The sequence below is a fragment of the Flavobacterium sp. P3_A6 genome (genome assembly GCF_056403035.1).
The window spans coordinates 1-13,100 of record NZ_JBFUGG010000011.1 but is presented as its reverse complement, the minus strand read 5'-3'; the positions used below and the strand labels follow the sequence as shown (position 1 = coordinate 13,100).

11 protein-coding genes are annotated in these 13,100 nt (G+C 34.6%); 7 read left to right on the top strand and 4 right to left on the bottom strand.

From position 1 onward, the window contains the following. Positions 1 to 5: 5 nt before the first annotated feature. The 7 genes from AC1DVP_RS12320 to AC1DVP_RS12290 all read left to right on the top strand — a co-directional run bounded on the left by AC1DVP_RS12320 (position 6) and on the right by AC1DVP_RS12290 (position 5,610). Positions 6 to 1,220: a DUF418 domain-containing protein gene (locus AC1DVP_RS12320; RefSeq protein ID WP_477183771.1), complete on the top strand. Its 1,215-nt coding sequence runs from the start codon at positions 6 to 8 to the stop codon at positions 1,218 to 1,220. Between the two features lie 128 nt (positions 1,221 to 1,348). Continuing rightward, positions 1,349 to 1,888 carry a bifunctional pyr operon transcriptional regulator/uracil phosphoribosyltransferase PyrR gene (gene pyrR / locus AC1DVP_RS12315; protein WP_477183770.1) on the top strand — a complete coding sequence of 180 codons (540 nt, stop codon included), beginning with the start codon at positions 1,349 to 1,351 and terminating at the stop codon, positions 1,886 to 1,888. 69 nt (positions 1,889 to 1,957) lie between these two features. Beyond that, positions 1,958 to 2,884, top strand: coding sequence for an aspartate carbamoyltransferase catalytic subunit (locus AC1DVP_RS12310; RefSeq protein ID WP_477183769.1), 927 nt, complete (start codon positions 1,958 to 1,960; stop codon positions 2,882 to 2,884). 10 nt (positions 2,885 to 2,894) lie between these two features. Continuing rightward, complete coding sequence (locus AC1DVP_RS12305) at positions 2,895 to 3,227, top strand: ribonuclease Z (protein WP_477183768.1); 333 nt, start codon at positions 2,895 to 2,897, stop codon at positions 3,225 to 3,227. Between the two features lie 138 nt (positions 3,228 to 3,365). After that, positions 3,366 to 4,271 (top strand): ribonuclease Z, encoded by a 906-nt coding sequence (locus tag AC1DVP_RS12300; protein ID WP_477183767.1) that lies wholly within the window; start codon positions 3,366 to 3,368, stop codon positions 4,269 to 4,271. 30 nt (positions 4,272 to 4,301) lie between these two features. Next, positions 4,302 to 4,946, top strand: coding sequence for a pyridoxamine 5'-phosphate oxidase (gene pdxH, locus AC1DVP_RS12295; RefSeq protein WP_477183766.1), 645 nt, complete (start codon positions 4,302 to 4,304; stop codon positions 4,944 to 4,946). A 160-nt stretch (positions 4,947 to 5,106) separates the two neighbouring features. Then, entirely contained in the window at positions 5,107 to 5,610 is a 504-nt protein-coding gene (locus AC1DVP_RS12290) for a CAP domain-containing protein (protein WP_477183765.1), read from the top strand. Between the two features lie 72 nt (positions 5,611 to 5,682). Here the strand turns inward: AC1DVP_RS12290 and AC1DVP_RS12285 are convergent, their stop codons facing one another. The 4 genes from AC1DVP_RS12285 to AC1DVP_RS12270 form a co-directional block, all read right to left on the bottom strand. Further along, positions 5,683 to 7,632, bottom strand: coding sequence for an OmpA family protein (locus tag AC1DVP_RS12285; protein WP_477183764.1), 1,950 nt, complete (start codon positions 7,630 to 7,632; stop codon positions 5,683 to 5,685). A gap of 49 nt (positions 7,633 to 7,681) precedes the next feature. Then, positions 7,682 to 8,467, bottom strand: a complete 786-nt coding sequence (locus tag AC1DVP_RS12280) for a hypothetical protein (RefSeq protein ID WP_477183763.1) — start codon at positions 8,465 to 8,467, stop codon at positions 7,682 to 7,684. 53 nt (positions 8,468 to 8,520) lie between these two features. Then, entirely contained in the window at positions 8,521 to 9,432 is a 912-nt protein-coding gene (locus AC1DVP_RS12275; protein ID WP_477183762.1) for a PorP/SprF family type IX secretion system membrane protein, read from the bottom strand. Between the two features lie 129 nt (positions 9,433 to 9,561). Next, a partial coding sequence (locus tag AC1DVP_RS12270; protein ID WP_477183761.1) for a DUF7507 domain-containing protein occupies positions 9,562 to 13,100 on the bottom strand: 3,539 nt, incomplete at its 5' end.

The following is a 13,100-nucleotide window of genomic DNA, read 5'->3' as shown; positions in this document are numbered from 1 at the left end:
TAACTATGTCAAACAGTACTTTAAATTTAAAAGCTCCAAGGGTAGAAGTGGTCGACGCCTTGCGGGGATTTGCTATTATGTCCATTATGCTATTGCATAATATTGAACATTTTGATTACTATTATTTGCCAGAATTTTTGCCAGAGTGGATGAAAGTCTTGGATAAAATTATTTGGGAGACTTTGTTTTTTCTTTTTGGCGGAAAATCATACGCTATTTTTGCATTGCTTTTTGGTTTTAGTTTTTATATCCAAAATGATAATCAAGAGAAACGAGGGAAAGATTTCAGGTCTCGCTTTCTTTGGCGTCTATTGCTCTTACTGGGATTTGGTTTTGTAAATACTATTTTTTACGAAGGTGATATTTTGATGATTTATGCCGTTTTAGGAATTATTTTAGTTCCTGTCTGCAAATGGAATGATAAAGCAGTTTTTATTATGGCAGTCATTTTAATGCTGCAGCCAATTGAATGGATGAAGTTCTTTTATATGTTAGCAAACCCAGAATATGTTCCAATGCCTAATTTATCCAATGATTATTTTGGAATGATGGGAGAATATTTAAAAAGCAATTCCTTTTTAGATCATGCAATTGGAAATCTTAGTATTGGAAGATTTGCATCTGTTTTTTGGTCTTGGGAAAACGGGCGTTTTTTTCAAGCTCCAGCTTTATTTATGTTAGGAATGTTGGTGGGACGCAGAAAATTTTTTATTGCATCAGTTGAGAGTAATTTGTTTTGGAAAAAAGCTTTGCAATACGCTTTTCTCCTTTTTGTTCCTTTGTTTACTTTGAAAAACTTTCTGTCACAAATTATTGAGCGAAAAGAAATACTGAATAGCCTTTCGCTAATTGTCACATCTTGGTCCAATCTTGCTTTAATGATTTTTATGGTGTCTGTATTTGTGTTGTTGTATCAAAAAGAATCAATTCATAATCTGTTTTCAAAACTAATTCCTTTTGGGAAAATGAGTTTGACTAATTATATCATGCAATCTATCGTAGGTTCCTTTATTTATTATCGATATGGATTGGGACTTGTTGAATATACTGGTGCGACTTATAGTTTGTTAATTGGAATTGTTTTGTTTGTTTTGCAGTTGTTATTCTGCACTTGGTGGCTAAAAACGCATAAACAAGGACCGTTAGAATATATTTGGCATAAGGCAACGTGGATTTCTTTAAGGAAGAATAAAATTTTTTTAAAGGCTATTAATGAATAAATCCTAAATCGGAATTTGTATATTTGCTCTACCAAATCTACGGATGTTTTAAAAACGCATAAATGGAATAAGGCATTTTTAAAATGATACTAATCCCGTAATCTTTTAAAAACAAATAATTTCTAAATATGAATCAAAAAGTGTTACTCAATTCAAAAGAAGTCAATATTATTTTGAATCGTTTGGCTTGTCAATTAATTGAAAAACATCTTGACTTTTCGGATACAGTATTGATTGGAATTCAGCCTAGAGGCACTTTTTTGGCAGAACGTTTGAAAGAATTATTAGAAAAAGAATATCACTTGCCAAATGTAGCTTTAGGTTATTTGGATATCACTTTTTTTAGAGATGATTTCCGTAGAACGGATAAGCCTTTGGAAGCAAATAAAACACAAATTGATTTTTTGGTAGAAGATAAGAAAGTCATCTTTATTGATGATGTACTGTACACAGGGCGTAGTATTCGTGCTGCTTTGACAGCCATTCAGTCATTTGGAAGACCTTCAGGAATAGAATTATTGGCATTAATTGATCGACGTTTTAGTAGAGATTTACCTATACAGCCTGATTTTCGCGGACGTCAGGTAGACGCTATTAATGGCGAAAAAGTAAAAGTCTGCTGGGCAGAACAAGATGGAGAAGATGGTGTTTATTTAGTGACTAATTAAATCTGGAACATTAATAAGACTGCTTTCACCATATATTAATTATAAAAATCTGAAAAAAAATAAATTATAATGAGCGAATTAAGTGTAAATCATTTATTGGGTATTAAATATATTAATGAGAAAGATATTAACCTGATTTTTGAAACTGCCGATCATTTTAAAGAAGTAATTAATCGCCCTATAAAGAAAGTGCCTTCATTGCGCGATATTACAATTGCCAATATTTTTTTTGAAAACAGTACCCGTACCAAGTTATCATTTGAATTAGCTCAAAAAAGATTGTCAGCTGATGTTATTAGTTTTTCTGCTGCACAGTCTTCAGTGAAAAAAGGGGAAACATTAATTGATACCGTTAACAATATTCTTTCTATGAAAGTTGATATGGTTGTCATGCGTCATTCAAATCCCGGGGCAGCATATTTTTTGTCCAAAAATGTTAAAGCAAGCATTGTAAATGCAGGAGACGGAGCTCATGAACATCCTACTCAAGCTTTGTTGGATAGTTATTCTATTAGAGAGAAATTAGGAGATGTAGCTGGGAAAAAAGTGGTGATCGTTGGAGATATACTGCATTCTAGAGTAGCGCTTTCAAATATATACGCTTTGCAGATGCAAGGTGCCGAAGTTAAGGTCTGCGGACCAAAAACACTTATTCCAAGATATATTGAATCACTTGGAGTAACAGTTGAGTCTAATTTGCGTAAAGCTTTAGAATGGTGTGATGTAGCTAATATGTTAAGGGTTCAGAATGAAAGAATGGACGTGAATTTTTTCCCGTCGACCAGAGAGTACGCTCAGCAGTATGGAGTGGATAAAGCTTTACTGGATTCTTTGGACAAAGAAATTGTAATTATGCATCCAGGCCCAATAAATAGAGGTGTAGAAATCACAAGTGATGTTGCCGACTCTCAACAATCGGTAATTTTAAATCAAGTGGAGAATGGAGTTGCTATTAGGATGGCAGTTATCTATCTTTTGGCTTCAAAAATTAAATAAATTTGCATTCATGAAAGTTACTGCTAAAGGACATACTATCATAATTAAAGATACTGAAGGGGATATTGTAGTTTTTTTAGAAAAGCTAAATGATCAGTACAACAGTTTTAAAGATCATAATCTTATTTTGGATATTACGCATGATAAATCGGTTGATGTGAAATCTATTAAAAACTTTTCTGATTTATTCAAAAAACATAAAAAAGCAAAAAAATCATTAGTCTTGGTTGTCGAGAATATTGATTTTAATAAAGTTCCTCAATCTATTATTGTTGTTCCAACTCAATTGGAAGCACAGGATTTAATTGAAATGGATGAAATTGAAAGAGATTTAGGTTTTTAAAGTTTATGAAAAGTTTAAATATTGTTTAAAAGTTTAAAGTTGTTTGATGATTGAACTTAAATGAACATTACAGTTTTAAGCTGGTTTAAACAATTTTAAACCAGTTAAACAATTAAACAAATATAAAACAAACTAATTTTGAAGCTCACCATCTTAGGCTGTTACGCCGCTACTCCCCGTACTTTAACCAATCCCACTTCTCAGGTTTTAGAAATAAAAAACAGATTATTTTTAATTGACTGCGGAGAAGGAACACAAGTGCAGCTGCGTAAAAATAAATTAAAATTTTCAAAAATTAATCATGTTTTTATTTCCCATTTGCACGGGGATCATTTTTTTGGATTAGTTGGTTTAATATCTACTTTCGCGCTTTTAGGAAGAACAAATGACTTACATGTTTACGGCCCAAAAGGAGTAAAAGAAATAATTGATCTGCAATTGAAATTGTCTAATTCATGGACAAATTATCAGTTGTTTTTTCATGAACTGGAATCGAAGCAAAGTGAAATTATTTTTGAAGATGAAAAAGTAATTGTAAAGACAATTCCATTGAAGCACAGGGTTTATACCAATGGGTTTTTATTTCAGGAAAAAATAGGGGAGCGCAAACTCGATTTTAATGCGGTTCAGGATTTTGAAATTGAAACCTGTTATTATCAGAATATAAAAAACGGTAAAGATATCACTCTTGATGATGGCCGAGTTATTGCTAACAGTAAATTGACTTACGATCCAGATCCAGTTTTGAGTTATGCTTTTTGTTCGGATACCAAATACAATGAAGATATAATTCCAATAATAGAAAATGTTTCTGTATTGTATCATGAATCTACATTTTTAGATTCTGAAGAAAGTCTGGCTTCCAAAACAATGCATTCGACCGCCAAAGAAGCAGCTAGAATTGCTTTGAAAGCAAATGTCCGGCAATTAATTTTAGGACATTATTCTACCCGTTATGATAGTATTGATTTATTTAAGGAAGAAGCAGAAACCGTTTTTAAAGAAGTATTACTGGCAGATGATGGTAAAAGTTTTGAATTTTAATATATTTCCCGCATATAAAACGAATATAAGATGAGCGATTTAAGCAATTATAGAAAGTCATATGAAAAAAGTGAATTATTAGAATCGTCAATTCCTGAGGATCCAATAAATCTTTTTAACAGATGGTTTCATGAGGTGGAAGATTTTGAGGGAAGCGGTGAAGTCAATGCAATGACAGTTTCTACAATTGGATTGGATGGATTTCCTAAATCACGTGTCGTTTTATTAAAAAAATTTAGCGAGGAAGGATTTACTTTTTACACTAATTATAACTCTGAAAAAGGCAGGGCAATAGCTAATAATCCAAATGTATGTCTTTCTTTTTTTTGGGAAAGTATGGAACGTCAGGTGATTATAAAAGGAATTGCCCAGAAAACCTCTGAAAATAATTCTGATGGTTATTTTGAATCCAGGCCAGATGGGAGTAAACTAGGCGCAATAGTTTCAAATCAAAGTGAGGTTGTGCCTTCCAGAACTTATCTTGAAGAGAATTTGAAACAATTAGAAAAAGATTTTGAAGGAAAAGAAATACTTCGTCCTAAACATTGGGGCGGTTTTTTGGTAACTCCATTGGAAGTTGAATTTTGGCAGGGAAGACCTAATCGTTTGCATGATCGTATTCGATATAAGCTTGAGGAAGATTATTCATGGAAAATTTCTCGTTTAGCTCCGTGATATAAGAAAAATATATCTTGTTTTTTTATTTTAGTGCAGTTTGTCGGTTTTATTTTGTAGTTTAAAGAATTGTTAGTTTATTTGAGTAACAAATTTATAAAGTGTTAATGTTAAAGGAGTTTGCCCCATAATCTGCTTTAAATTTAAACTGACTGATATTATGGAATTAAAGTGTTTTCGTTTTTCTTTTTTTGCTGTTGTTTTGTGTCTTATGGTTTCTTGCTCCGCTGAAGATGTTTCTGAGGAAACTGCTTCTGATGCTTCCGCAGTTGTTTTGAGCTATGATTATTCTGCCATAGAATTAGAGACCATGGCTTTGATAAATAATTATAGAGTAAGCAAAGGTTTAAAAGCTTTAGAAAAAATTAATCATGTTTCCTATAAATCAGAAGAACATGACGAATATATGATTGCAAATAATGTTGTAAACCATGATGATTTTGATGCTCGTTCAAATAATATAATGAAAGTTTTAGGAGCAAAAAAGGTGAGTGAAAATATTGCTTATAATTATAATAGCGCAAAAGGTGCTTTTGATGCTTGGCTAAAAAGTGAAGGACATAAAGAAAATATTGAAGGGGATTTTACTCATTTTGGTATTTCAATAAGAGAGGATCCCTCCAATGGCAAAAAATATTATACTAATATATTTGTAAAAATCTAAGAATATTGTTTATTGTAATAATAAAAAAAAACTACCCATCGGGTAGTTTTTCGCATTTTAGGATTAGGAAATTTATAAGGCTGTAATTATGAACTCGCTTCGTCTGTTTTGCTGGTGTTCTTCTTCGGTGCATTTTACGCCGTCAGTACAGTGATTGACTAATTGGCTTTCTCCATAACCTCTAGAGCTTAGCCTATTTGGACTGATACCGTTTTTAATTAGCCATTCTCTGGTTGATTTAGCTCTTCTTTCAGAAAGACCTTGATTGTATTTGGAAGATGCCCGGCTGTCGGTATGGGAACGAATATCTATCATCATATTTGGATATTGCCCCATTACATCTAATATTTTGGCTAAATCTAATGTGGCTTCAGGTTTGATATCTGATTTGTCCAAATCAAAGTAAATCCATTTGATTCCAAAACATTTGCCTAAATCGTCACCAACTGCTACTTTGCATAAAGCTTTTTCAAAGGCCAAATCCAAATGGGCTTTGCAGTCATCCTCTTTTATTGTAACAGTTTTTTCGGTAGTGGCATAATCTTCTTTTTCTGCCCTAACGCTATAAGTGCCGCTGCCTTCTACGTCAAATGAATACTGCCCGTTTTGATCAGATTCTGTAGTGCTTACTGCTTTATGCTGGTCATTATAAAGAGTAATTTTGGCATTGGAAATCATTTGGCCTAAAACCGATTCGATAATGGTTCCGTTTAATTCTGGTTTGCATTTTGTTTTAATTCTTTTGGTTTCCAAAAACTGATAGATATCATCATAGCCTTTTCCGCCGGCTCTATTTGAGGAGAAAAAGCCAATTCGGTTTTTTGTGTTGATCAGATAGGCAAAATCATCTTGGGGAGAATTTACGTCGGCACCAACATTTTTAACTTCATCAAATGTTCCGTCTGGCATCATTTTGGAAACAAATATGTCTAGACCGCCAAGTCCTGGATGTGCATCTGAAGCAAAATAAATCTCATTTTCATCGGTTACAAATGGGAATGTTTCTTTGCCGGGCGTATTAATTACATTTCCTAAATTTATGGGTTTTCCATAAGATCCATCGCTGTTAATAGACACTTTATAGATATCGGATTCACCTAAGCCTCCGGGCATATCCGAAACAAAATACAAAGTTTTTTCGTCTGGGCTTAATGAGGGATGAGCCGTGCTGTAACTGTTGCTGTCGAAAGGCAGTTCTGCAATTTTTGCCCAATCATTTTTTTCAAAGCTGGCTTTGTATATTTTGATTAGAGTAGTTTTATTTTCGTCTTTCCCTTTTTTTCCGTCTAAATAATTATTTCGGGTAAAATACATTGTTTTTCCGTCTTTGGTAAAGACAGCACTTGCTTCATGAAATTTTGATTTGACACTATTGGAAAATTTCATTGCTTTTCCTGGAGTTAATGAATCTCCTGTTAAGTTAGATTCATATAGATTCGTAAAGTATTGATCAGTCCAGGTATGTTTTCTTTGGGCTAAACTTCCTGTGTCTCTTGATGATGTAAAGACTAATTTGTTATCATTGTAAAATGAGCTGCCATAATCCGAATATTGGGTATTAATGCCGGCATCTTTTATTTTATATCTGCCCGAGTTTTCTTTTATTTTATCCAAATAATTAATGTCTTTCCCATAGTATTCTCCTTTGCCTTTATTTCCGGTTTTTTCATTGTAAAGTGACAGTATTTTTTTGGCTTTATCATTTTGTCCAACAGATTTTAGGCAATAGGCATATCTGTAGTAGTATTCAGGATCTACGTTTGTTGTTAATGCAAATAATTTGTCATACCATTTATAGGCTTTGTCTAACTCAGAGTTAAAGTAATAGGCATTACCAATTTTTTCATACATATCTGGAGATTCATATCCTTTTTTGGCTATTCTCTCGTATGTTTTTATGGCGTCAATATAGGCATAGTTATCGTATTTTTTATCCGCACTCGCTATTTTTCCTTTTTGAGCATATATAGATACTGCAAAAAGATTGAGTATAGTCAGGTAAAGTATTGCAATGTTTTTCATGATCTTTAATTTTTAGAAATCTATAAATTGGATTCTGGATTCTTCAGTATTATTGCCTAGATGTAACACTGGATAACTGATTGAATTTTTTTAGAAATTCTTCTGACTTTTGAATGTTTCCCATTGCTTTCAGGACAATTGAGTAGCGGTAATAAAAGTCTGGTTCCAAATTAGTGGTGATGCTAAATAATTTACTGTAGCATTTTTCAGCTTTTTCAAATTCGTCATTAAAAAAGTATGAATTGCCCAATTTTTTTAGCATTTCTACAGATTCATACCCTTTGTCAGACACTCTTTCATAGGTTTTTAATATATTGATGTAGGCAACGGAGTTTTCTCTTTTTGGGGCATCAGAGATTGCTATTGAGGCTGACTTTTTAATATTCATTATAGTGTCAGGCTTAAGGGCTGGTTCATCGTGCTGGATTTGTACCTCTTTTGGGGCATCAGAGATTGCTATTGAGGCTGACTTTTTAATATTCATTATAGTGTCAGGCTTAAGGGCTGGTTCATCGTGCTGGATTTGTACCTCATCTTCATAAATGGCAGTTATAACTCTCGTGCCGTTAGGCCCCAGATCATATGTATTTATTATGTTTGGATTGGTTACATCGTATTCACTTGTGTAACCGCCAAATTTTAAGGGAACAGTTTCTAGTACATGATAATATTTTATCTTTCGTGCGGGAGTATGATCTTTCATGTTCGTTATTGGAGCAGCCGTTTTTGATATTTCCAGTTTCTTTTTATCGGGTGAAATCTGACTTTGCATCGGCCAATAATTAAATGAGGATAAACTCACGATTAGCATATAAAGGAGCATATGATTTTTCATGATATCTGTTTTATTTTTTTGAATATCTAATCCCTGTTAATTTGCCTTATTTTTTAGAAAAATCTAGGAGTTACCATTTTGCTGTTTTTTTGAAATAATTCATAGCGTAAGAATATCTCATGAGAACCAGAATTATAATTATCCAGCGCTGTAGTTTCAAAATCATAAGAATATCCTATATAGAAAGCATCTGAGACTTGAAAGCCGGCCATGGCACTCATCGAGGCACTCCATCTGTAAGCTAGGCCAACAGTTAATTTGTCAATGAACATAAAATTGGCGGAAACATCAACTTGCAAAGGTGAACCTTCAACCAATTTCGTCATAAATGCGGGTTTGAATTTTGTTGTGGGCGATAAATCAAATATATATCCTCCAATTAAGTAGTAATTTATTTTTTCTTTATAAATAGCTACATCATTATCATTGTATTTATCTACTTCTAAGAAATTAGGAATTGAAAAACCAACATAGGCTTTGTCTGAATGCAAATAAAGACCAGCACCAATGTTAGGAGAAAATTCATTTTTAAAATTTTGAAATTGCGGATCAGTCTGATCGCCAGGATTTAATTTATTAATGTCAATATTGAAGAGATTGGCAGTTCCTTTTAAACCAAATGACAGTTTGAACGATTCAGATACTGGAATGGTATATGAAATATCAGCTGATACTGAATTAGAAGTTGATGGGCCTATCTCATCATTTATAATTGAAAAACCCGCTCCCAGATTAGTGTTGTTAAAAGGGGTATTTACAGAGATCGTATTTGTTACCGGAGCGCCATCCAGTCCTACCCATTGTGTACGGTGTAGTGCGAAAAAGCTTAATGCTCCTCTAGAGCCAGCGTATGCTGGATTTACATTGATTGTGTTATACATATATTGAGTATATTGAGCATCTTGTTGCGCAAAACTTGCAATGGCTGCAAACATCATAACGATAGAAAATAGTTTTGTTTTCATAGTAGCTTTTTGTTGGTTTAAATAGCTATTTTTTGATAGCTTAGTTTTGAGGATTTATGTCTTATTCAACTTATTTAATGGATAAGATGCTATACTCTGAGCCATGTAAGGCTCAGAGTATTTAGCAGCTTATTTTACTAAATATAAATAGCCGTCTTTTTTAATATTTTGAGTTTTACCCACTCCATCAACGGTATCATAGCTAATGATATAGAAGTATGTGCCTGTTGGTAAACCTTCGTTCTTGTTGATTGTGGTTCTGCCTTCTGAACGTCCTCTGAAAGCATTACCTGCATTGTCATAATTCTCTCTTTCAAAAACTAAGACACCCCAACGGTTAAAGATTTCAACTTTGACGTTTTTATAGCAGGCATTATCTTCAAGGTTTTCAATTTGGAAATAATCATTTTTGCCGTCTTCATTTGCTGAGAGCGCGTTATGAATGATAATAGTTTTGCATGGAAGTACTTTACAGTCATCATTGATTTCCATTTCTAAGAATATGCTTCTTGGACAATCACCGCCAATTTTATACTCATATTTGTATTTACCTACAGGTATGCCAATAGCGTTTAGAAGACTGCCGCTTATCCCTCCTGTATTATCGGTATCAACCCAGCTTCCTGTAGTTGCTGTGCCCTGAGGCAATAAGCTATTCAAATCAATAGGAGTTGTATCGGCATTACAAAATGCAGGACTGGCAATTGTAACGGGGTCAATTCCTGCTACATTAATTGTAATGGTTGATGTAGAGCAATTTGTTGGATTTGCAGCTTCACAGATTTGATAATCAAATATGTATTGACCTGCAGCCACACCATTTAAAAATGCCACGTTTCCATTGTCATCAATTGTGATATTTTGTCCGATGACAGATAGTAATTTAAATTTTAAATCACCTATGTTTGCTGATGTGCCATTTAATAAATCGTTGCTCAGAGCATTACGAACCGCCTCTCCAATTGAACATTGAGTTACACTATAAGTGTCAGGATTTGCTTTTATAACAAGAGGGATGTTGGTAACGTTAATAGTTACAGTTGCAGTATCACAATTACCATTATCTGCTTTTTCACATATTTGATAGGTTAAAATATAAATTCCGGTAGGAGTATTTGCTTTTACATCAATAGAACCATCTGTATTTAAAGTTATGCCTCCTTTTGGATCTGGAATCAAAACCGATAATGTAACATCAGCTGGATTTAACTCCAAGGTATTTAAGGAATCGTTTTTAAATACGGTTACTATGTTTTTAACTCCTGCTAACCCTTCAAGTGTACTTGCAGTGTCATCAACTGCATTAATTGTAAATGTTGGTCTGGCAGTACACATTGGATCTGAAGCTGGATAATTAACTGTAATTGTTTGACTTGGATTTAATGTAAATGTTACTGAAGCGGTTGGTCTAAGGCCTTCAAAACCATCAGCGCTTTCGCTCCATTTTCCATCTGCGAAAACCCAGCCTGGCCAATCGGTTCCATTTCCGTTTTGATCCACTGTCGCTCCAGGCCATAATACTTTGCCGTTTAATGGCAAATTAGTCATAGTTGCAATAACATTATTATTGCTGTCAGTCCAGGTTAATGTTAATCCATTTACTGGGGTGAAATTATCTGCGGTTGCTGTATAGCTAAAATAAGGAACATCATTGATGCAAATTCCTTCTCCAGATATTTTCATAGTTGGAGCCTCTATTGTAACAGTTACAGTGGCAGTATCACAATTGGTGCTGTTTAATTTTTCACAAATTTGATAGGTCATTGTCTGTATGCCGACAGGAGCATTTGGCAATACATCTATTGAACCGTCAGGGTTCATCTGTAAGTATGGATTTGATGTCACAGCTGTCAAAATAACTTCGGCTGGATTTACTGCTAATGCATTCAAAGTGTCGTTTGTGAAAACGTTGATTACATTTGCTGTAATTTGATTGACACCTACAACAGTTCCAGGATTATCATCAACAGCATTAATTGGATTAGCATTTTCGTTAACAACTTCATCATCAGTAGCACTGATAGGTGTATTATTTGGAGTCAATCCATCAGCTGTGGCGACATTAGTAATGGAGCCTTTATTTAAATCCTCTTGTGTTACTGTATAGCTTTGTGCGTATTCAGAATTTGCACCAGGTGCCAAAACTTCAATAATTGTATCCAATCCTGTTAATGGATCTTTAACAGCTATCTGATGTAAAGTTACATTACCGGTATTTTTTATGTTTATTGTATAGTTGATTACATTTCCAACAGCACTATAACTTGTGGTTGTGGCAATTTTTACAACAGTTAATCCAGGATTAATACAAAAGGGAATTACATTAGGATCGTTGTTTGTTGGCAGGTTGCCCGATTGGTCGGTTACTATTGCATCATTTGGCGCAGTACCATTGACTGTGGCCTGATTGGTAATAGATCCGCTGTCAATATCTGCTTGGGTCACATTATACGTTGCTTTATAGATCCATGTTTCGCCAACCTCCAAAATGCTGTTATTGTTGGCATCGCCGCTTTGCATCGCAATAGCTGATAATCCGGCATGAGGATCTGCAACAGCTACATTGTGCAGACTTACGTTACCGGGATTAGTCACGGCAAAGGTATAAGTCACTATGCTGCCGACTGCCAGAGCTGCGCATCCATTTTCTCCAACTGTAATATCATTGGTTTTCACTAAAGCAATACCAGGATTAGTACAGATAGGAATTACATTAGGATTATTATTTGTTGGCAGATTGCCTGATTGATCGGTTACTATTGCATCATTTGGTGCAGTACCATTAACAGTTGCCTGATTGGTAATAGATCCGCTGTCAATATCTGCTTGGGTTACATTGTATGTAGCTTTATAAATCCATGTTTCGCTAACCTCTAAAATATTGTTGTTATTGGTATCACCGCTTTGCATTGCAATAGCAGATAATCCCGCATGAGGATCTGCAACAGCTATATTATGCAGACTTACATTACTTGGATTAGTCACAGTAAAGGTATAAGTAACTACACTGCCAACTGCAAGATTAGCACATCCATTTTCTCCAACTGTAATATCGTTGGTTTTCACTAAAGCGATACCAGGATTAGTACAGATAGGAATTACATTTGGATTATTGTTTGTTGGCAGGTTGCCTGATTGGTCGGTTACTATTGCATCATTTGGCGCAGTACCATTGACTGTGGCCTGATTGGTAATAGATCCGCTGTCAATATCTGCTTGGGTCACATTATACGTGGCTTTATAAATCCATGTTTCGCCAACCTCCAAAATGCTGTTATTGTTGGCATCGCCGCTTTGCATCGCAATAGCTGATAATCCGGCATGAGGATCTGCAACAGCTAYATTGTGCAGACTCACGTTACCGGGATTAGTCACGGTAAAGGTATAAGTCACTACGCTGCCGACTGCCAGAGCTGCGCATCCATTTTCTCCAACTGCAATATCATTGGTTTTCACTAAAGCGATGATAGGATTAGTGCAGATAGGAATTACATTAGGATCGTTGTTTGTTGGCAGGTTGCCTGATTGGTCGGTTACTATTGCATCATTTGGCGCAGTACCATTGACTGTGGCCTGATTGGTAATAGATCCGCTGTCAATATCTGCTTGGGTYACATTATACGTGGCTTTATAAATCCATGTTTCGCCAACCTCCAAAATGCTGTTAT

Excerpts from the sequence above, each read along its gene's own strand:
- AC1DVP_RS12290 (WP_477183765.1), top strand. The coding sequence starts at position 5,107 with ATGGAATTAAAGTGTTTTCGTTTTTCTTTTTTTGCTGTTGTTTTGTGT.
- AC1DVP_RS12320 (WP_477183771.1), top strand. The coding sequence starts at position 6 with ATGTCAAACAGTACTTTAAATTTAAAAGCTCCAAGGGTAGAAGTGGTC.
- pyrR (WP_477183770.1), top strand. The coding sequence starts at position 1,349 with ATGAATCAAAAAGTGTTACTCAATTCAAAAGAAGTCAATATTATTTTG.
- pdxH (WP_477183766.1), top strand. The coding sequence starts at position 4,302 with ATGAGCGATTTAAGCAATTATAGAAAGTCATATGAAAAAAGTGAATTA.
- AC1DVP_RS12305 (WP_477183768.1), top strand. The coding sequence starts at position 2,895 with ATGAAAGTTACTGCTAAAGGACATACTATCATAATTAAAGATACTGAA.
- AC1DVP_RS12285 (WP_477183764.1), bottom strand. The coding sequence starts at position 7,632 with ATGAAAAACATTGCAATACTTTACCTGACTATACTCAATCTTTTTGCA.
- AC1DVP_RS12310 (WP_477183769.1), top strand. The coding sequence starts at position 1,958 with ATGAGCGAATTAAGTGTAAATCATTTATTGGGTATTAAATATATTAAT.
- AC1DVP_RS12280 (WP_477183763.1), bottom strand. The coding sequence starts at position 8,467 with ATGAAAAATCATATGCTCCTTTATATGCTAATCGTGAGTTTATCCTCA.
- AC1DVP_RS12275 (WP_477183762.1), bottom strand. The coding sequence starts at position 9,432 with ATGAAAACAAAACTATTTTCTATCGTTATGATGTTTGCAGCCATTGCA.